This is a genomic window from Mesorhizobium sp. 1M-11 (assembly GCF_001303895.1).
Lineage (GTDB): Bacteria > Pseudomonadota > Alphaproteobacteria > Rhizobiales > Rhizobiaceae > Mesorhizobium.
Genome location: NZ_LJSD01000050.1, coordinates 179,955 through 198,657, shown reverse-complemented (window position 1 = coordinate 198,657; position 18,703 = coordinate 179,955). Strand labels below are relative to the sequence as shown.

At 63.0% G+C, this 18,703-nt stretch carries 17 protein-coding genes and 1 riboswitch; of the genes, 7 read left to right on the top strand and 10 right to left on the bottom strand.

Features of this window, described 5'->3' with window-relative positions; genetic code table 11:
- Nucleotides 1–17: 17 nt before the first annotated feature.
- Nucleotides 18–2,303, bottom strand: a complete 2,286-nt coding sequence (locus AO692_RS20590; RefSeq protein WP_054311909.1) for an NADP-dependent malic enzyme — start codon at nt 2,301–2,303, stop codon at nt 18–20.
- A gap of 219 nt (nt 2,304–2,522) precedes the next feature.
- Here AO692_RS20590 and mutS point away from each other — a divergent pair, with 219 nt between their 5' ends.
- The 3 genes from mutS (at nt 2,523) to AO692_RS32355 (ending at nt 6,105) form a co-directional block, all read left to right on the top strand.
- On the top strand, nt 2,523–5,174 hold the full coding sequence (mutS, locus tag AO692_RS20585) for a DNA mismatch repair protein MutS (protein ID WP_152979911.1): 2,652 nt from the start codon (nt 2,523–2,525) through the stop codon (nt 5,172–5,174).
- Nucleotides 5,175–5,201: 27 nt separating this feature from the next.
- The gene (locus AO692_RS20580; RefSeq protein WP_054311907.1) at nt 5,202–5,663 is read left to right on the top strand and encodes a hypothetical protein; all 462 of its coding nucleotides are present in this window, start codon (nt 5,202–5,204) and stop codon (nt 5,661–5,663) included.
- A gap of 106 nt (nt 5,664–5,769) precedes the next feature.
- Entirely contained in the window at nt 5,770–6,105 is a 336-nt protein-coding gene (locus tag AO692_RS32355; protein WP_082407466.1) for a hypothetical protein, read from the top strand.
- Between the two features lie 64 nt (nt 6,106–6,169).
- Here the strand turns inward: AO692_RS32355 and AO692_RS20570 are convergent, their stop codons facing one another.
- Nucleotides 6,170–8,233, bottom strand: coding sequence for a bifunctional diguanylate cyclase/phosphodiesterase (locus tag AO692_RS20570; RefSeq protein ID WP_054311905.1), 2,064 nt, complete (start codon nt 8,231–8,233; stop codon nt 6,170–6,172).
- Between the two features lie 337 nt (nt 8,234–8,570).
- Here AO692_RS20570 and AO692_RS20565 point away from each other — a divergent pair, with 337 nt between their 5' ends.
- Complete coding sequence (locus AO692_RS20565; protein WP_054311904.1) at nt 8,571–8,957, top strand: ester cyclase; 387 nt, start codon at nt 8,571–8,573, stop codon at nt 8,955–8,957.
- 75 nt (nt 8,958–9,032) lie between these two features.
- Here AO692_RS20565 and AO692_RS20560 read toward each other — a convergent pair whose 3' ends face one another.
- From AO692_RS20560 to AO692_RS20525, 7 genes are all read right to left on the bottom strand, one after another.
- Nucleotides 9,033–9,362 (bottom strand): hypothetical protein, encoded by a 330-nt coding sequence (locus AO692_RS20560; RefSeq protein WP_244483428.1) that lies wholly within the window; start codon nt 9,360–9,362, stop codon nt 9,033–9,035.
- Entirely contained in the window at nt 9,359–10,144 is a 786-nt protein-coding gene (locus AO692_RS20555) for a DUF899 domain-containing protein (RefSeq protein ID WP_054311903.1), read from the bottom strand. The genes AO692_RS20560 and AO692_RS20555 overlap by 4 nt, the downstream gene beginning before the upstream one ends.
- A 164-nt stretch (nt 10,145–10,308) precedes the next feature.
- Nucleotides 10,309–11,322, bottom strand: coding sequence for an iron ABC transporter permease (locus AO692_RS20550; RefSeq protein ID WP_054311902.1), 1,014 nt, complete (start codon nt 11,320–11,322; stop codon nt 10,309–10,311).
- Nucleotides 11,323–11,324: 2 nt separating this feature from the next.
- On the bottom strand, nt 11,325–12,272 hold the full coding sequence (locus tag AO692_RS20545) for an ABC transporter substrate-binding protein (protein ID WP_054311901.1): 948 nt from the start codon (nt 12,270–12,272) through the stop codon (nt 11,325–11,327).
- Between the two features lie 24 nt (nt 12,273–12,296).
- Nucleotides 12,297–13,076: an ABC transporter ATP-binding protein gene (locus AO692_RS20540; protein WP_152979910.1), complete on the bottom strand. Its 780-nt coding sequence runs from the start codon at nt 13,074–13,076 to the stop codon at nt 12,297–12,299.
- A 172-nt stretch (nt 13,077–13,248) separates the two neighbouring features.
- Nucleotides 13,249–13,454, bottom strand: a riboswitch (cobalamin riboswitch).
- A gap of 152 nt (nt 13,455–13,606) precedes the next feature.
- On the bottom strand, nt 13,607–14,824 hold the full coding sequence (gene zigA, locus AO692_RS20530) for a zinc metallochaperone GTPase ZigA (RefSeq protein ID WP_054311898.1): 1,218 nt from the start codon (nt 14,822–14,824) through the stop codon (nt 13,607–13,609).
- A gap of 226 nt (nt 14,825–15,050) precedes the next feature.
- Nucleotides 15,051–15,659: an NAD(P)H-dependent oxidoreductase gene (locus tag AO692_RS20525; RefSeq protein WP_054311897.1), complete on the bottom strand. Its 609-nt coding sequence runs from the start codon at nt 15,657–15,659 to the stop codon at nt 15,051–15,053.
- Nucleotides 15,660–15,734: 75 nt separating this feature from the next.
- Here AO692_RS20525 and AO692_RS20520 point away from each other — a divergent pair, with 75 nt between their 5' ends.
- Together AO692_RS20520 and AO692_RS20515 are read left to right on the top strand one after the other, a co-directional pair.
- A complete protein-coding gene (locus tag AO692_RS20520; RefSeq protein ID WP_152979902.1) occupies nt 15,735–16,346 on the top strand; it encodes a helix-turn-helix domain-containing protein in 612 nt (203 codons plus the stop codon).
- Nucleotides 16,347–16,480: 134 nt separating this feature from the next.
- The gene (locus tag AO692_RS20515) at nt 16,481–17,221 is read left to right on the top strand and encodes an SDR family oxidoreductase (protein WP_054311895.1); all 741 of its coding nucleotides are present in this window, start codon (nt 16,481–16,483) and stop codon (nt 17,219–17,221) included.
- Here AO692_RS20515 and AO692_RS20510 read toward each other — a convergent pair.
- The gene (locus tag AO692_RS20510) at nt 17,175–18,095 is read right to left on the bottom strand and encodes a LysR family transcriptional regulator (RefSeq protein WP_082407465.1); all 921 of its coding nucleotides are present in this window, start codon (nt 18,093–18,095) and stop codon (nt 17,175–17,177) included. The genes AO692_RS20515 and AO692_RS20510 overlap by 47 nt on opposite strands.
- A 139-nt stretch (nt 18,096–18,234) precedes the next feature.
- On the opposite strand from AO692_RS20510, the gene AO692_RS20505 reads away from it, so the two are divergent.
- Complete coding sequence (locus tag AO692_RS20505; RefSeq protein WP_054311894.1) at nt 18,235–18,699, top strand: nuclear transport factor 2 family protein; 465 nt, start codon at nt 18,235–18,237, stop codon at nt 18,697–18,699.
- The last annotated feature ends 4 nt before the right edge of the window (nt 18,700–18,703 follow it).

Below are 18,703 nucleotides of genomic sequence, written 5' to 3'. Positions count from 1 at the left end.
TGGAGGTAAGATGCGCCTCAAGTTCCCGCGCTATACGCCGCGATGGCTGCCATATTGACGATATCGCTGTCCTTGGCGTTGAGCCCGACGATCTGCACCGGCTTGTTGAGGCCGACCAGCAGCGGGCCGATCACGGTCGAGCCGCCCAGTTCCTGCAGCATCTTGGTCGAGATCGAAGCCGAGTGGAACGCCGGCATCACCAGCACATTGGCCGGCCCGGTCAGCCGGCAGAATGGGTATTGCGCCATCACGCGCGGGTTCAGCGCTACGTCCGCGGCCATTTCGCCGTCATATTCGAAATCGACGCGACGCTTGTCGAGGATGCGCACCGCCTCCTGCACACGCTCCGAGCGTTCGCCCTGCGGGTGGCCGAAGGTGGAATAGGCAAGCATCGCCACGCGCGGCTCGTAACCCATGCGGCGGGCGAAATTGGCTGCCTCCTCGGCGATGTCGGCAATCTGCTCGGCATTCGGCATGTCGTGCACGGCGGTGTCGGCCACCAGCACGGTGCGCCCCCTCGCCAGCACGATCGACACGCCGATGACGCGGTGGCCGGGTTTGGCGTCGATGACGCGGCGCACGTCGTCGAGCGCCGTCGAATAGTTGCGCGTCACGCCGGTGACGATGCCGTCGGCATCGCCCAACGCCACCATGCAGGCGGCAAAATGGTTGCGGTCGTTGTTGATCAGGCGCTGGCAGTCGCGGAACAGATAACCCTTGCGCTGCATGCGCTCGTAGAGGAAGTCGGCATAGATGGCGTTCTTGCGCGACAGCCGCGCATTGATGATCTCCAGCCCCGGCTTGTCCAGCTCGATGCCGGCATGGCGGGCGTTTTCCTTGATGACGTCGTCGCGGCCGAGAAGGATGGCGGTGCCCAGTTTCTGGTTCACATAGGCGACAGCCGCGCGCATCACCTGTTCCTCCTCGCCCTCGGCGAAGACGATGCGCTTGGGCTGGCGCCGCACGCGGTCGTAGATGCGCTGCAGCGTCGAGGCGATGGGGTCGCGGCGGGCCGACAGTTCCTGTGCGTAGCGGTCGAGGTCGAGGATCGGCTTCCTCGCCACGCCGGTTTCCATCGCCGCCTTCGCCACCGCGATCGGGATAGCCGAGATCAGGCGCGGATCGAATGGCACCGGGATGATGTAGTTGGGCCCGAACTTCGGCCGGTTGCCCTGATAGGCTGCGGCGACATCGTCCGGCACATCCTTGCGGGCAAGTTCGGCCAGCGCCTGGGCAGCGGCAACCTTCATGGCGTCGTTGATGGTGGTTGCCCGCACATCCAGCGCGCCGCGGAAGATGTAGGGGAAACCCAGCACATTGTTGACCTGGTTCGGATAGTCCGAACGGCCCGTGGCCATGATGGCGTCTGTGCGGATCTCGGCCACTTCCTCCGGCGTGATCTCCGGGTCCGGGTTGGCCATGGCGAAGATGATCGGGTTCTTGGCCATCGACTGCACCATCGCCGTCGTCAGCGCGCCCTTGGCGGAAAGGCCGAAGAACACGTCGGCTCCGTCCAGCGCGTCCGCCAGCGAGCGCGCTTCGGTTTTCACCGCATGCGCCGACTTCCACTGGTTCATGCCTTCGGTGCGGCCCTGATAGACGACGCCCTTGGTGTCGCACAGGATGACGTTTTCCGGCGAAAAGCCCATCGACTTCACCAGCTCGATACAGGCGATGCCGGCGGCACCGGCGCCGTTGCAGACAAGCTTGGTCGTCTTCATGTCGCGGCCGGTGATCGCCAGGGCGTTGATCAGGCCGGCGGCGGCAATGATGGCGGTGCCGTGCTGGTCGTCATGGAACACCGGGATATCCATCAGCTCGCGCAGGCGCTGCTCGATGATGAAGCATTCGGGCGCCTTGATGTCCTCCAGGTTGATGCCGCCGAAAGACGGGCCGAGGAACTTGACGCAGTTGATGAACTCGTCGGCGTCTTCGGTCGCCACTTCAAGGTCGATCGAATCGACGTCGGCGAAGCGCTTGAACAGCACCGACTTGCCCTCCATCACCGGCTTGGAGGCCAGCGCGCCGAGATTGCCCAGGCCGAGGATGGCGGTGCCGTTGGAAATGACGGCGACCATGTTGCCGCGCGTGGTGTAGTCGAAGGCGCGCGACGGGTCTTCCGCGATCGCCTTCACCGGCACCGCGACGCCGGGCGAATAGGCAAGGCTCAGGTCGCGTTGCGTCGCCATCGGCTTGGTCGGCACGATCTCCAGCTTGCCCGGCCGCCCCATGGCGTGGAATTCCAGCGCTTCCTCGGAGCTCACCGAAGGGCCTTGTCCGTCCTGTCCATTCCTGCGGGCCATGCTTTGTTTCTTCCCCTTCGGCGTGCCTGAGGCGCACTCAATTTCTTTGTGGAGCGTTCGGGATTAAGGCTACACTTCGGGTGAGTAAAGCGCCAAGCAATTGCCTTCGGATTTTTTGGAAACAGTTTCTTGAACGACGAAACCCCCATCGCAACGGAAGACAGCGCGCCGCTGGCAAGCGGTGCTGCACCCGTGCCGTCCACGGCCGGCGCCACGCCGATGATGGAACAGTATCTCGAGATCAAGGCGGCGAATGCGGATTCGCTTCTGTTCTACCGCATGGGCGATTTCTACGAGCTCTTCTTCGAGGATGCGGAGAAGGCAAGCCAGGCGCTGGGCATCGTGCTCACCAAGCGCGGCAAGCACCAGGGCTCCGAGATCCCGATGTGCGGCGTGCCGGTGCATGCGGCGGACGACTATCTGCAGAAGCTGATCGGGCTCGGTTTCCGCGTGGCGGTGTGCGAGCAGATCGAAGATCCGGCAGAAGCCAAGAAGCGTGGCTCGAAATCGGTGGTCAAGCGCGACGTCGTCCGACTTGTCACGCCGGGCACCATCACCGAAGACAAATTGCTGGCCCCGTCGGAATCGAGCTTCCTGATGACCTTGGGCAGGATCAAGGGAGGCACCGAACAGAGCTTCGCGCTGGCCTGGATCGAGATCTCCACCGGCGTCTTCCGCGTCGCCGAGACCAATGTCGAGCGCCTGTTGGCCGACATCTTCCGCGTCGATCCGCGTGAGTTGATCGTCGCCGAACCGGTCTTCTACGATCCCGAGCTGAAGCCCGTTTTCGACGTGCTTGGCCGTGTCGCCAGCCCGCAGCCGGCCAGCCTGTTCGATTCTGCCTCGGCAACGGCACGCATCGCCCGTTTCTTCAACGTGGCGACGCCGGACGCCTTCGGCTCGTTCAGCCGCGCCGAGCTTTCCGCGATCTCCGGCGCGATTGCCTATGTCGAGAAGACGCAGAAGGCCGAGCGCCCGCCGCTGTCACGGCCGGAGCGCGAGGAAAACGGCGCGACGCTGTTCATCGATCCGGCAACGCGCGCCAACCTGGAACTGCTGCGCACGCTTTCCGGCAGCCGCGACGGCTCGCTGTTCAAGGCCATCGACCGCACCGTCACCGGCGGCGGCGCGCGACTGCTGGCCGACAGGCTGATGGCGCCGTTGACCGATGCAGCCGCAATCGGGGCGCGGCTCGATTCGGTTTCCTTCTTCCGCGACGAGACGCGTCTGGCCGAGGCGTTGCGACTGGCGCTCAAAGGCGTTGCCGACATGCCGCGCGCGTTGTCGCGACTGGCGCTGAACCGTGGCGGCCCGCGCGACCTCGGTGCGTTGCGCGCCGGCTTCCTCGCCGCCGGCGACATTGCGCAGGTCTTTGCGCGCGTCGCGCCGCCGGCCGAACTGGCTGCGGCGCTTGCCGCGATCGGCGCCCTGCCGAAGACGCTTGCCGAACATCTCGCCGGAGCCTTGGCCGACGAGCTGCCTTTGCTGAAACGTGACGGCGGCTTCCTGCGCAGCGGTTACGATGCCGAACTCGACGAGATGCGGGCGCTGCGCGACGAGACGCGCAAGGTCATCGCCGGCATGGAACGCGACCTGATCGAAGAGACCGGCATCCGCTCGCTCAAGATCCGGCACAACAATGTCCTGGGCTACTACATCGAGGTGACGGTCAACCATCAAGCGATCATGACCGGGACGGACGAAGCCAAGGCGCGCTTTATCCACCGCCAGACGATGGCCAACGCAATGCGCTTCACCACGACTGAGCTGGCGGGGCTGGAAACCAAGATCGCCAACGCCGCCGATCGTGCGCTCGCCATCGAGCTTGCCGCGTTCGACCGGTTGCTTGCCGAAGTGGTCGGCGAAGCGGATGCGATCCGTGCCGGCGCCGACGCATTGGCCGTGCTCGATGTATCGGCCGCGCTCGCCGCTTTGTCGGCGAGCGAGAACTGGTGCCGGCCGCAGGTCGACGCCTCGCTCGCCTTCGAAGTGGTCGGCGGGCGTCATCCGGTGGTGGAACAGGCGCTGCGCCACACCGGAGAAGGGCCGTTCGTCGCCAATGACTGCGATCTCTCGCCGGAGGGAGGCGCGAAGAACGGCGCCATCTGGCTGCTCACCGGTCCGAACATGGGCGGTAAGTCGACCTTCCTGCGCCAGAACGCGCTGATCGCCATCCTGGCCCAGACCGGCTCCTTCGTGCCGGCGGCAAGCGCGCATATCGGTGTGGTCGATCGGCTGTTCTCGCGCGTCGGCGCTTCCGACGATCTCGCGCGCGGCCGCTCGACCTTCATGGTGGAAATGGTCGAGACCGCCGCTATCCTTAATCAGGCGGGCGAGCGCGCGCTGGTCATCCTGGATGAAATCGGTCGCGGCACCGCCACCTTCGACGGGCTTTCGATCGCCTGGGCTGCGGTCGAATATCTGCACGAGAAGAACCGCTGCCGCTCGATCTTCGCCACGCATTTCCATGAGATGACGGCGCTGAGCAACAAGCTTAATCGGCTTCACAACGTGACCATGCGGGTCAAGGAATGGGAAGGCGATGTCGTTTTCCTGCACGAAGTCGGCAAGGGGGCTGCCGACCGCAGTTACGGCGTGCAGGTGGCGCGGCTTGCCGGCTTGCCCGAAGCGGTGGTGGCGCGCGCCAAGCAAGTGCTGCATCAGTTGGAGGAAGGCGAAACCTCCGGCAAGGCCGATCGGCTGGTCGACGACCTGCCGCTGTTTTCGGTGGCGGTGAAGCGGGAGGCGCCCAGGCCGGTCAAGACCGATGCGCTTGGCGAGGCACTGGCCACCCTCAGCCCAGACGAGATGACGCCGCGCGAGGCGCTGGAGGCTATCTATCGGCTGAAGGGGCTTATGAAGCAGGGTTAAGGCGAAGTCCTGGAAGGTGGAAGCCGGATGTACGTCCTCAAACCGGGGATAAAGAAGGACCTTCCGAGACAATGGGCTCTGCCGGACCGTATCTTCTTTGGTCACGGGGCGTGCCATATCCTGGCTGGAGTCTATCTGGAGCAGCCGCCACTTTCCGGGTTTCATGCCGAGCGGATTGTTCCGACCGGCAATTTAGCCGGCAATCACGTCTACGTGACGGACGGCGTCATCGCCTTCGACTATCATGGCTACTCTCATCGAAACCGGCTTCTGGAACACCACGGGCGTAGCTGGTCGACACAGCACCCCGGCTGGTGCTGTGAGATCGAAAAGGTCGATTTCAGCTTGCTCGATATGGCAGCGCTGAACGCACGGAAGATGAGGGGGCCGGATCAGTATCTGCATAATGCCATTCCGCGTGCCCGCCGGTTCCTCGAGCGCATCGATCATGCGAATGCTTTCGCGAAGGTGTTTGCCAGAGTGGAATGAAAGCCGTCGCGAGGTGCCTGGACCAAAACCAAAAAAAGCATTCCAGGAACAATTCAGATGCGGCTATGTTAATTGCGGTGGCAGGGAGCGCGTGTTGGAGGAAGCAATGGATCGACGGCTATTTCTGACGGGAATACTTGGCGTCGCGGGTGCCGCGGTTATCGCGACGGCGATACGTCCAGGCCAGGCAGTCGCCGGTGTGCCCATGGGGCGCGGTGGCATATTGGATGAACTTGAAAAGTCCGATGCTGAGGCGGCTGTGCTCGACGACGGAGCGGAGGCCGATGTCGAACTCGTCTATCACCGTCCGGGGCATCGACCCGGCCGCAGGCCCTGGCGCAGGCATTGGGGCGGACGTCCCCGCTGGCGGCGTGTGTGCCGCCGCGTTTACCGCCGCGGTCGCTGGCACGTCCGCTGCTGGCGCGAGCGGGTCTGGCGTTGAGTCTGGCAGAACGACAAACCCCGGCTGCTCGCCGGGGTTTTCACATGCGGACCGCGCATTCGCGTCAAGCAGACGAGATCACAAGATCGTCACCGCGACCTGGAACAGGTATTCGTGGTTGCTCCACTGAAGCCGGCAAAATGTTCTCCCTCGGCCCTGGGCGTCCCAGGTAGTAGCCCTGCGCTTCGTGACAGCCTTCGATGCGCAGGATCTGCAACTGGGCGACGGTTTCCACACCTTCGGCAAGGACTGGAATTCCAAGGCTTTGTCCTAGCGCGAGCACGGAGCGGACAATGGCCATGGCCTGCGCGTTGCGTTCCATCTCCCGCGTGAAGGAGCCGTCCAGCTTGATCTTGTCGAAGGGAAAGCTGCGCAACGTATCGAAGGACGAATAGCCGACACCGAAATCGTCGATCGAGATCTTCACGCCCAGCGCTTTGATTTGCCGCAGAACGTGCAAGGCACGGCTCTTGTCGGTAATGAAGGTGGATTCCGTGATTTCGAGTTCCAGCCGGCTTGGCGACAATCCTGTCTCCACAAGGATGTCGCGGATCAGTCCGGCCAGATCATTATGGACGAACTGGACCGGCGAAAGATTGACCGCGATCTTGGAGGGCCTGCCTAGCCTGCCTGCATCCCTGCAGGCCGTTCGCAAAACCCATTCGCCGATGGTGAGGATCAGACCGGTCTCTTCCGCGATGGGGATGAAAACGGCAGGCGAGACGGCACCACGGCTTGGGTGGCTCCAGCGCAGCAGCGCTTCATATCCAAGCACATCGCCGGACTGGACGGATTTTTGCACCTGATAGTGGAGTTCGAACTGTTCGAGTTCGATGGCATGGCTGAGATCCGATGCCAAGGCGTGATGCTCGCGCGCCGCCGTGTCCATCTGGGGTTCGTAGAAGCAGAGCGCGCGGGTGATGTCGGCCTTTGCACGGTACATGGCCAGGTCGGCATTGCTGATGAGGACTTGCCGGTCATGGCCATCATCGGGGTAGAGCGCGACCCCCAGGCTTGCGCCCGCAGCAAGATCGACATTTCCGATGCGAAGCGGCTGCGAAAAGGCGTTTTCGAGGCGCGTCAGGAAGTCGTCGAGCTGATGGCGGTCGACGAAGCGCTTGACGCACATGAACTCATCGCCGCCGATGCGCGCGGCAAATTCGTCGTCTTCGAGAAGATCGGCGAGGCGAAGGCCGATCGTCGCGAGTGTTTCATCGCCAGCCTGATGGCCGCGCAGGTCGTTGATTTCCTTGAACCGGTCAAGGTCGATGCCGATGATAGCGACCTTTGCAGCCGTGTAATGCGCTTGTTCGAGTTCACGGTCCAGACGCTCGATGGCACTGGCGCGATTGGGCAGGCCGGTCAAAGAATCGGTCAGCGCCAGCTTCTGCAGCCGATCGAATGCTTCCTGCGAACTCTGCTCGTCGATCAGGTAGCTGATGACGCCGGCGCCCAGGACCAGCATGCCGACGCCGACAACCGCGAAGGCCGCCAGCGTCGATGAGGCGGTGTTATCGACGGCTGTCGAGAACGGGGTGACCGAGATGGCGGTCATACCGGTGAAATGCAGCGAGGCCACGGCAAGCACGAAGAAGGCGACCGGTACATATGTGGTCTCGCCCCAGAGCGGTTTTGCCGCTTGTCTCATGGCAATTCCGCCGAACAGAACCGACAGTGCCACCGATGCCGCCACATAGTCGGCACTCCACTCGATCAGGCCATCGACGCGATAGGCCAGCATGCCGCTGTAATGCATCGCCGAGATTGCGATACCCACCACGCCCCCGCCGATCTCTGCGGCCAGGGGGAAGCGGAAACTGAGGGACAGCCAGAAGCCGTAGGCGCAACCGGCAACCGCTATCAGCAGCGACAGCATCGTGAATGTCGGATCGAAGGTGACGGGGGCATCATGCTCATAAGCGATGACGGCGATGAAATGCGTACACCAGATCGAGGACCCCGCGGCCTGGGCGGCCAAGAATATCCACCCGGCTCGCGGCCAGCCGCCACGCACCTCGGCTTGCCGGAAAAGCCGGAACGTGACCCAACTGCCAGCTATGCAGACGAAGACGGCGAGCAGTACGAGCCACGGATTATGCTCTGTGACGAGGCATGAGACGACACGCATGAACAACGCCCCCCCGGCGCTATTATGTCAGGACAATCGTCGTTTGGTTGTTGCCGCATCCAAACCGCAACTGTCGTCCCGAAGACGTTGCCAAGCAAACGCTAATATTCTGATAGTGGCGATAGTTAACGTACCCGCCAGCCCTTTTTATCCTTGCCCGGCTAATTTCATCCGCCTTTGGCGATGAGAGGGGAGAAGGCATCGATCGCGGCCACCTCCGAGCTGCGGTCATTCGCTGTTCGCAGGCAAGTACTTCCACCAATCCGGTCTGATATTGGCAACCGGATGCCGATCCCTGCATTGTCTATCTCGGGCGCCAAACCATCACGGATATCCGATGACCCGCAACGATCTCATCACCATTTATCACTGCTATATCGATTGCCTGAACAGGCAGGATTGGAACGCTCTCGGAGAGTTCGTTCATGACGATGTCCGTTACAACGGAGCTCAGGTGGGTCTTGCCGGTTACCGTTCGATGCTGGAAGGCGATTTTCGCGCGATTCCAGACCTTCACTTTCGGATCGAATTGCTGATCGGCGACCCTCCCCGCGTCGCCAGCCGCCTGCGCTTCGACTGCACCCCGGTCGGTGCCTTGTTTGACCTGCCTGTCAACGGCAAGCGCGTCCAATTCGAAGAGAACGTGTTCTACGAGTTCGCCGGAGCGCGGATCGAAAGGGTCTGGTCGATCATCGACAAGGCAGCGATCGCGCGGCAGCTCTGACGGCACCGACTGATGGGAGGGATTGATTGGGCATTCATGACCACGCCGGATGCAACCTCTGCCGTGGCCATTTCGTCAAATAGCGGTCCGCACCAGCCTCAGCCAGGGCGCCAGATGGAAGGCACTCATCAGGAGATACATCACCATCATACCGCCGAGCGGCATGCCCATCGTGGACGAGCACATCTCCGCTGGCCCTCCCATGACGCCGGTCAGCAATGCCATGGCCGCGAATGTTGGCGACGCCGCTAACGCCAGCCAGTCTGACGCCATCAGCGCGGGTGCGTCGTTGGCCGTAGGCACGGCTGCATCGCTGGCGGCATTCGCTCCGTCGATAGCTGAGCGGGCGCTGGTCCGGCGAGGTGCCTCCTCGTCGGACCAGATGGAGCAGCAGGAGCGGCTCATGGCTTCGCGCTCGTCGCTTTGGCGCGCATCGCCTCTTCGCCCGCGTCGGAAATCTCGACCCACCCTTTGTCGGGTTCGGTCTCGGCAACATAGCTGTCGTTCCAGTTCCACCATTTGTAGGGCGGAGTCTGGGGATAGCCTTCAGGCGAATCCTCCCAGGCCTCCTGGCGGCCGAGCGGCGTGATGTCCAGGTAATTCCAGGTGCCGCCCATCTGTTCGTCGGCGCGGTCGGCGATGAAATAGGTACGGAAGATGCGATCGCCATCACGCAGGAACACGTTGTGGCCATGCCATTCATCCACGCCGAAATCGGCATCGAAGCTGTCGACGATTGTGACCCAGGGAATGCGATCCCATCCCATCCGCGCCTTCACGCGCTGGATGTCCGGCTGCGGCGCACGCGAAGCGAAGACCAGCGTAGTATCGCGCGCATTGAGATGGGACACATGGGCGACCTGGTCGGCCACCATGGAGCAGCCCCGACAGGCATGCTCCGGCCAGCCATAGACGCCCGGCTCGAAGAATGCCCGGTAGATGATCAGCTGGCGGCGGCCGTCGAACAGGTCAAGAAGGCTCGCCCGGCCGTTCGGTGTCTCGAACACATAATCCCTGGTCACTTCCACCCAGGGCATGCGACGGCGCTCGGCGGCCAGCGCATCGCGGGCATGGGTATGGGCCTTTTCCTTTGCGAGCAGTTGCTGGCGCGCCTGTTCCCATGCCTCGGGCGTAACCACCGGCGGCTTGTGCATGGCGGCCAGGATATCGTCGCGTTTGTCGGTCATGAGGTCTGTTCTCCTCTTCTGGGCGAAGTCTCGCGCCTCGAGGGTCGAAGCACGACGAGCTTCGCGGTTCATCGCTTACCGTCGTCGGACAGTTTGGCTTCGGAAACCGAACAGTGTGAGTAACAAGTGTGGCGCTATTCCGGATCGACTGGATGGCCGACCGCTCAGAACCGTTTGCGCAGCAGGGTGGCCACCACGAACAAGGCGCCGATCGAACTGGTGATGATGCCGATCGGCAATTCCTGCGGCGGCAGGAGCGTGCGCGCCAGAAGATCGCTGGCGAGCAGGAGCACCGCGCCGAAGACGGCGCAGGCAAGCGCCAGCCGCAGATGCAGCGGGCCGGCGAAGCGGCGCGCGACATGCGGGATCATCAATCCCACGAAACCGATGACGCCGGCGACGGAAACCAGGATTGCTGTTGCGAGCGCCGCGGCCAGGAATGTCAGAGTCCGAAAGCGCGCCACCGGAACGCCGAGGCTTTCGGCGGTGGTTTCGCCAGCCAGGAACGCGTCGAGCCAGCGATGATAGCGCAGCGTGAAGGCAAGGATGACGGCGGCGCCGGCAACTGCCAGGCCGATATTGCCCCAACGGGCGAGGCCCAGCCCGCCCATGGTCCAGAACAGCACCGAATGGGCGGCGCGCTGGTCACCGGCAAAGACCAGATAGTTGGTCAGCGCCGTGAACAGGAAAGATACGGCAAGACCTGCAAGGATCAGCCGCTCCGGCCCTTGGCCACGAATGCGGGTGACGAGCAGAAGCACCACGACGGCTGAGAGGATGCCGCCGGCAAACGCAGCGATCGGAAGCGTCCACACGCCAAGACGGTCGCCGAAAACGGTGATGACCGAAACCGCGCCGGCGGCAGCGCCCGAGGAAAGGCCGAACAGGAACGGATCGGCGAGATCGTTGCGCGTCACCGTCTGCAGAAGCGCGCCGACCACGGCGAGGCCGGCGCCGACGCAGATGGCGAGAATGGCGCGGGGCAGCCTGAGGTCGACGATGATCTTCTGTACCGGCGCTGTAACGCTCCCGGCGTCGAGGCCGATGGCGTGCCCAAGCGCTGCGATCACGTCGCCGAGCGGAATGACGGTCGAGCCATAGGCGATGGACAGCAGCGCCAGCAACACGACAAGCGCCAGACCCGTGCCGATGGCCAGACCGTACGACCCGCTGGGCATGCTCAGAAGGCCTCTGGGTGCATTGCCTTTGCGATCTTGTCGATGGCTTCGATATTGGCCGGGCCGGGCGTCAATTCGGCATAACGGAGAGCAACGAAGCGCCCGTTCTTCACCGCGTCAGTTTCTTTCATCGCCGGGTGCTGCTTCAGGAAATCCAGCAGCTTTCGGTAGCCCGCGTCGTCCTGGTAGTCGAGCAGGATCAGGAATTCCGGGTTCCGGGTGGCGACGGTTTCCCAATCGGTATTGCCCCAGTTGGTTTCCATGTCGGCCATGATGTTCCTCCCGCCGGCAGCTTCGATCATCGCGCTCGGGATCGCGAATTTGCCCGCGGTGAAGGGTTTGTCCTCGCCGGAATCATAGAGGAAAACGCGCGTGCCGCTGCGGGCGCCGACCTTGGCGGTGATATCGGCAAGCCTTTGCTTCCACTTGGTGACAAGGGTGTCGGCTTCGGTCTCCTTGCCGAAGATCTTGCCGAGTTTCTCGATGTCGCCGAACAGGAGATCCATCGAAGCCGCTGGTCGGTTCTTGTCGAGATGGACGCAGCTTTCGCTGAGCACCAGCGTCTTGATGCCATGTGGCGCCAAGGTGTCGGGCGTCACGTCGCCGCCCGGCTTCATGCCGTAATACCAGCCAGCGAAGAAGAAGTCGGGCTCGACCGCCAGCAGGTTCTCCAGTGTCGGATATTTCGGTGCGAGTTCCGGGATCGAGCCCTGCGCTTTCTTGAACGCGTCATCCACTTTGTACCAGCCGGTGATGCCGGTCAGGCCGACGATCTCGGGTTGCAAGCCCAGCGCGAAGGCCATTTCCGACATGTTGAGATCGTTGATCACCGCGCGTTTCGGTGCGACGTCGAAAGTCAGCGGAATGCCGCAGCTGTCGACGGTGACCGGGAAGGCAAAGGCAGTCGACGAAAGAAGCGTGGCGGCAAGGCAAAGGGCGAGGCGTTTCATGGCGGCTCCGTTGGGGAAATTGATTCAGCGGGAAAGGCGGATCGGAACGTCGAAGACCGTCAACTCGCGGTCCTGCTCGGCCGGGTGAGGAAGTCTCAGCACATCGATGGCAAAGACCTCGCGCACCAGCGCCGCCGTCAACGTCTCACGCGGGGTGCCGAGCGCGACGAGGCGTGCCTTGCTCATCACCGCGACATGGGTGGCGAAGGGCGCAACCAGCGGCAGATCGTGCAGCACGGTAACAACGGCGATGCCCAGCCTGGCGACGAATTCGAGCAATTCACCGCGAGCGCGCGGATCGAGATGATTGGTCGGCTCGTCGAGAAACAGCACATGCGGCTGCTGCGCAATCGCGCGCGCCAGCTGCGCGCGCTGGCGTTCGCCGCCGGAGAGTGATCCCATTCGGCGTTCCCGCAAGACAAGCAGGCCCGTTCGTTCCAGCGCGTCGAGCACGACATCGCGGTCGTCGCTGCGGCGGCGAAGCCCCATGTGCGGGATACGGCCCAGCCCGACATAATCGCTGACGGCAAGCTGTGCATCTGGTTGGTCGGATTGGCCGACCACGGCAATACGGCGTGCCCGCTCTGCTGTCGGCAGCCGGTCGAGCGGTTCGCCGTCGAGGCTGACCAGACCGCTGCTAGGCTTGAGCATGCCGCAAAGCATGCGCAGCAGCGTCGACTTGCCGGCGCCGTTCGGACCGATGATGGCAAGCCTTTCGCCGGCACGTACGTCAAGGCTGACGTCTTCGACGAGCGTGACGCCTTTTTCGGGTCGACAGCAAAGGCCGCACGCTTGCAGGACAATGTCGCTCACGAAAGAGCCCTCCGCGGTCGCGGCAGGCGGTCCAGGTGCGACGCATCATCGCGGCGAAAAACGGCAAAACCTTCCAACCGATCCCTCATTCGATCAGGTGCGGAAGGATGGCCAAAAATGACGGCAGGGCCGCCCTTGTAGCGTCCTCCCGGCACACCCCGTCCGGTCAACTCACTGCGATGGCAGGTCTCCTGGCTCGCGGGTCGTTGCGCTGTCCTGCCTTCCCGGCGCTTGGCCAGTGGCGTCTTCGGACTTTGCTACCGCTTACAGTTGCGGGGGCAGCCACGGTCTTGGTTCTTGCGAACCTCACCGTATTCCCTTTTCACCCCGAACCTTTCGATTCGGAGCACCATCGCCTGGAACCCTATTGTGACCGCCCTCGCCTGGCAATGGCGATTCTTTGCCGAGGACCTGGCTCGTCGCGGTGTGCCGCTCGGCCGGCGGAACGTAGCGGGCAAGCCGCGGATGGCAGTCGCAGGCATGATGGCGCCCCTTGAACAGGGCGAGCAAGGATTTGACGATCATGCGGCTTGCCCGCTCCAGCTTGGAAACGGGTCGTGCAGGTCACGCCACAGTTCCGGTGCGAAGACGGGCTCATCCACCAGGCAGGCATCGAGTTCGGCGCGAATGCGGTTTTCGTTCATCGGATCGCAGCCGATGAAGACCAGTTCCTGCCGACGGTCGCCCCACATCGGATCGAGATAGGGTTCCATCGCCTCATGCCATGACGGGTTGTCGGGCCAACGGTTGCGGGGAACCGCTGCCCACCAGAGCCCGCGCCTGCCGGTCCGTACCAGCGCGCCGGCCTGGCTCAATTCGCCGACATGGTTTGGACGCGTGGCCAGCCAGAAAAAACCCTTGGCGCGCACCACTCCTGGCCAAGGTTGGCCGATGAACCTCTTCAACCTTGCCGGATCGAAAGGGCGACGTTCGCGATAGACGAAGGAACGGATGCCGTATTCCTCGGTTTCGGGAACGTGATCCTTGAAGCCGTTCAGTTCCTTGAACCAGAGCGGATGTTGTTCGGCCTTCTCGAAATCGAATCGTCCGGTGTCGAGCACCTTGTCGAGCGGCACGCGGCCGAAATCTGTTTCGATGAGCTCAACCTGCGGGTTGAGCGAGCGTATGATCCTGCGTGCCAGATCGAGATCTCCTGCGGGCGTGTCCGAAACCTTGTTGAGCACGATGACATCGGCAAACTCGATCTGCTCGACCAGAAGATCGACGAGCACGCGCTCGCCGGACGTGCCCAGCGCTTCACCGCGGTCGCGCAGGAAATCCGATGAGGAATAGTTCCGCAGCAGGTTCGCGGCATCGACAACCGTCACCATGGTGTCGAGGCGGGAGACATCGGAGAGGCTGGCGCCGGCCTCGTCACGGAATTCGAAAGTCGAGGCAACGGGCAGCGGCTCCGAAATGCCTGTCGATTCGATCAGCAGGTAGTCGAACCTGCCCTGTTCGGCGAGACGACGCACTTCCGCCAGCAGATCGTCGCGCAGTGTGCAGCAGATGCAGCCATTGGTCATCTCGACCAGCTGTTCATCGGTGCGCGACAGGTTGGCGCCGCCGTCGCGCACCAGCGTGGCGTCGATGTTGACCTCACTCATATCGTTGACGATGACAGCGACCCGGCGGCCGTCGCGATTGTGCAGGATGTGGTTGAGAAGCGTGGTCTTGCCGGCGCCGAGAAAGCCGGAAAGGACAGTTACGGGAAGACGCCTTCGATTGTACGGGGGCATGACTGTTTTCCAGAGGCTTTGGTGGGGACGGACCCGGGCGTGGTTCGTCTTGAGGAGGAGTGACCAAATTCGTGGAAGGTCACTACAGAATTGTTACGTTGTAACATAACGTAGCCGGAAGGCAAGCAGCATGTGTTCGAGGAGAGCAACGGTTGCGTTCAGCAGGGTTGTCGATGTTGGCTGCCGCATGGGAGCTTCCTCCTGAGGTCCCATGCGGCGAAGAATTCTACGCCGCGGCGCGCTGCTGTTTCAGGAACAGCCTGCAGCCGATCGCGTGAGCCTCGGCAGGAAGTTGCGCGTGATCCTGCGCTTCCGGAAAGAGCAGCAGTTCGGAGGTGACCACCCTGGCGCCGCAATAGTCGAAAATGCCGTGGTCGATCTGGGTCTTCATGGCACCGAAATAGCCGTGCCTGGCATAGGTACGCTGACTGGCGCCGCCAACCGCGACCAGATGCACGTTCAGCCGCTGCAGCTTCTTCGTCAGCTTGCCGCCCGGCGGCTCGTCGTAAGCCCAGCCATTCATGAACACGCGATCGATCCAGCCCTTGAGCAGCCCGGGCATCGACCACCAATAGACCGGATAGACCAGCACCAGCGTGTCCGCGCGATCGATACGCGCCTGCTCCGCCGCGACATCGCTGGCAGCCGGCGCCTGGCCTTGAAAGGTGGCGATGTCGGATTTGTTGAAGTTCGGATCGAAACCCTCGGCAGCCAGATCGGCGATTTCAAAACTGTTGCCGGGCCCGGAAGCGGCGACGCCCTCGCCGACACTGTTGGCAATCACGTGGGTGAGCGAATTGGGATCGGGATGCGCGACGACGATGAGCGCGTGCATGACAGGGCTCCTGGGATGTTGCAGAGAAGGACTTAGGCTTATATACTTTTAGTAAGTTACTTTTGGTATATAGTGATGTCAAGCGATCGCGGGAAAAATCCATCTGCGCCTCCACGCCGCCAGCGTCTGCTGCGGGAAGAGCGGCATCGGCAGCTTCTCGATGTCGCCTGGCGCATTGCGCGCGAGGAAGGCACGGAGGCCCTCACGCTTGGTCGGCTTGCGGAGCAGGCGGCGGTGACCAAGCCAGTTGTCTACGATCACTTCGCCACGCGCTCAGCTCTGCTGGCGGCGCTCTATCAGGAGTTCGACGCGCGCCAGAACCAGGTGATCGATGCCGCTCTGGCCGCGAGCGAACCCACGCTCGACGGACGCGCCTCGGTGATCGCTTCCTCTTATGTCGACTGCGTGCTGGAGCAGGGTCGCGAGATCCCCGGCGTGGTTGCAGCCCTTGTCGGCACGCCGGAGCTGGCGACCATGAAGCGCGAACACGAGGCGGTGTTCCTGGAAAAATGCCGGGTTGCGCTGACACCTTTTTCGCGCGGGATTACCACTGCGCGCCTGTGCGGCATGCTGGGAGCGGCCGCCGGTCTGTCCGCTGCTGCAGCCTCCGGCGAAATCACCGCGCGCGAAGCCAGCGACGAACTGTATCAGACGATCCGGGCCATGGTGGCGCGCAGCCCCGGCTGAACGCTTTCGCCTAATGCTGTCATCGGAGTTTCCGATGGAGACATTCGTATCTTCCCGTTTCCCTTTGCGCGCGCTGGCGCAGACAACTCCGTGCCAGAGCTGCCCCTTCGACAGGCGGCCGCAATGGAGATTTCATGAACACACCAATTGAAAACGTCACCGGACGCGTTCTCGTCGTGGGCGGCAGCTCCGGCATGGGACTGGCGCTTGCCAGGCAGCTTCTGTCGGAAGGATCCGAGGTGACGATTGCCGGGCGCTCGCAAGCGAAACTCGATGCGGCCAGCGGCAGTCTCGGCAATCCATCTTCCTTGCGCACCGCGGTCGCCGATATCTCGCGGGAAGATGAGGTCAGTGGGCTCTTTGCCGGCACTGGCGAGCTGGATCACATCGTCTCGACTGCCGCCGACATCGGTGCCTCCTATCGGCTGTTGCCGGAGCTCGACATTGCGGAAGCGCGGAAAGTGGTCGATTCGAAGTTCTTCGGCCCATTGCTGCTGGCCAAGCATGGCGTGCCGGTGTTGTCCGAGAAGGGTTCGATCACCTTCACATCAGGCATCAATGCCTATCGTCCGGCGGCGCGCGGTTCGGTGACGGCGGCGATGAATGGTGCGCTTGCCTCGCTGGTGCGCGCGCTTGCCGTCGAGCTTGGCCCGATCCGGGTCAACGCCGTATCGCCAGGCTGGGTCGACACGCCGATCTGGCAGCATGTCGCAGGCGACGCCAAGACGGCGACGCTGGATGCCATGGCCGCTCGCCTGCCGGTAGGCCGCATCGGCCGGCCGGAAGACATCGCCGATGCGATCCGCTTCCTGATGCGAAACGGCTTCGTCACCGGGACGGTGCTGCACGCTGAGGGAGGGCATCGCCTGGTTTGAACTTTTGACGCGCGGCCTCCAGGAAAAGACGCACAGCCGGCCGCTTGCCGCGCCGGCCGTGCCAGATCATGGAAATAGGGACCAGCGAGTTGTCGCCGGTCCACGGCAGCGTCACGATCCGCCCGTCACCGGCCCTGGCAGCGACCTGTGGAATGAGGGCGCAGCCCGCACCTTCCGCCACGAGTTTCTGGATCGCCGCGATCGAGCCGAGCTCAACGGCAACGCGCGGCCGCGTGTCCTTTTTTGCGAAAGCGGTTTCGAACATCTGGCGGTAGACACATCCCTGCTCGGTCACCAGGAAGGGCTCGTTGTGCAGGTCGTCGGGGCCTGCGGCGACTTGTCCAGCGAGCCTGTGGCCGGGCGGTAGCGCGAAGACCAGTTCCTCTTCGGCCACCACTTCGTGTTTGAGTTCCGGTGTCTCGGGCGTCTCGCCGAAAACGAAAGAAACATCGAGGGCGCCACTCTTCACGCCACCGCGCAGGTCACCGCTGCCGGCGCTCTTCAGTTGCAGCCGCACCGCCGGATGCTCGGCGCCGAAATGCGCCAGGAGCGGAGGCAGGTAGCTGGCGCACAGCGTTTCGAGTCCGCCAATCGCCAGCGTGCCTGCCGTTATGTTTGCAGCTGTCGCTACCGCTGCCCGCGCTTCGTCGGCGCGGGCCAGAAGTTCGTCGGCATGATCGAGCAGCCGCTGCCCTGCTTCGGTCAGTTTCAGCTTGCGTCCGCTGCGGTCGAAAAGCACTGCGTTCAGATCGGCTTCCAGCGCCTGGATCTGTTCGCTCACGCTCGACTGGGCAAGGTGGATGCGCTCCGCGGCCCGCGTGACGTTGAGATCGGAAGCGACGGCGACAAACGTCTTCAAATGCCTGAGCTGCATGGCTTATCCGTAGCATTGCCACGAGGGCACGGCCAGCGCCGGTCGTGGTCGACACAGGAAGACGACTCCTCCCTTGACTCCATTGTACCGATTGGTACAAATACACCTGTTCCTGAAATGAGCCGATGGAGAGATCACGATGAGCCGTCCGCCGCTGCCGCCATTCAATGCCGAGACCGCCGCCGAGAAGGCGCGCAAGGCCGAGGACGCCTGGAACAGCCGCGATCCCGAAAAGGTGTCACTCGCCTATACCGAGGAGAGTGAGTGGCGAAACCGCGCCGAGTTTGTCAAAGGCAGGCCGCAGATTGTTTCCTTCCTCGCGCGCAAATGGGCGCGCGAGTTGGACTATCGTCTGATCAAGGAAGTGTGGACCTGGAACGAAAACCGCATCGCTGTGCGCTTCGCTTATGAGTGGCGCGACGACAGCGGCCACTGGTTCCGCTCCTATGGCAACGAGAATTGGGAATTCGACGAGGCCGGACTGATGCGCAGGCGCGTTGCTTCGATCAACGACCTGCCGATCGCCGAGACGGAGCGCAAATTCCACTGGCCGCTTGGCCGCCGGCCCGACGATCATCCGGGCCTCACGGAACTCGGTCTCTAGAGCG

Excerpts from the sequence above, each read along its gene's own strand:
- AO692_RS20565 (WP_054311904.1), top strand. The coding sequence starts at position 8,571 with ATGACCCGCAACGATCTCATCACCATTTATCACTGCTATATCGATTGC.
- AO692_RS20550 (WP_054311902.1), bottom strand. The coding sequence starts at position 11,322 with ATGCCCAGCGGGTCGTACGGTCTGGCCATCGGCACGGGTCTGGCGCTT.
- AO692_RS20520 (WP_152979902.1), top strand. The coding sequence starts at position 15,735 with ATGTCAAGCGATCGCGGGAAAAATCCATCTGCGCCTCCACGCCGCCAG.
- mutS (WP_152979911.1), top strand. The coding sequence starts at position 2,523 with ATGATGGAACAGTATCTCGAGATCAAGGCGGCGAATGCGGATTCGCTT.
- AO692_RS20505 (WP_054311894.1), top strand. The coding sequence starts at position 18,235 with ATGAGCCGTCCGCCGCTGCCGCCATTCAATGCCGAGACCGCCGCCGAG.
- AO692_RS20525 (WP_054311897.1), bottom strand. The coding sequence starts at position 15,659 with ATGCACGCGCTCATCGTCGTCGCGCATCCCGATCCCAATTCGCTCACC.
- AO692_RS20560 (WP_244483428.1), bottom strand. The coding sequence starts at position 9,362 with ATGAGCCGCTCCTGCTGCTCCATCTGGTCCGACGAGGAGGCACCTCGC.
- AO692_RS20555 (WP_054311903.1), bottom strand. The coding sequence starts at position 10,144 with ATGACCGACAAACGCGACGATATCCTGGCCGCCATGCACAAGCCGCCG.
- AO692_RS20570 (WP_054311905.1), bottom strand. The coding sequence starts at position 8,233 with ATGCGTGTCGTCTCATGCCTCGTCACAGAGCATAATCCGTGGCTCGTA.
- AO692_RS20545 (WP_054311901.1), bottom strand. The coding sequence starts at position 12,272 with ATGAAACGCCTCGCCCTTTGCCTTGCCGCCACGCTTCTTTCGTCGACT.
- AO692_RS20580 (WP_054311907.1), top strand. The coding sequence starts at position 5,202 with ATGTACGTCCTCAAACCGGGGATAAAGAAGGACCTTCCGAGACAATGG.
- zigA (WP_054311898.1), bottom strand. The coding sequence starts at position 14,824 with ATGCCCCCGTACAATCGAAGGCGTCTTCCCGTAACTGTCCTTTCCGGC.
- AO692_RS20510 (WP_082407465.1), bottom strand. The coding sequence starts at position 18,095 with ATGCAGCTCAGGCATTTGAAGACGTTTGTCGCCGTCGCTTCCGATCTC.
- AO692_RS20515 (WP_054311895.1), top strand. The coding sequence starts at position 16,481 with ATGAACACACCAATTGAAAACGTCACCGGACGCGTTCTCGTCGTGGGC.
- AO692_RS20590 (WP_054311909.1), bottom strand. The coding sequence starts at position 2,303 with ATGGCCCGCAGGAATGGACAGGACGGACAAGGCCCTTCGGTGAGCTCC.
- AO692_RS32355 (WP_082407466.1), top strand. The coding sequence starts at position 5,770 with ATGGATCGACGGCTATTTCTGACGGGAATACTTGGCGTCGCGGGTGCC.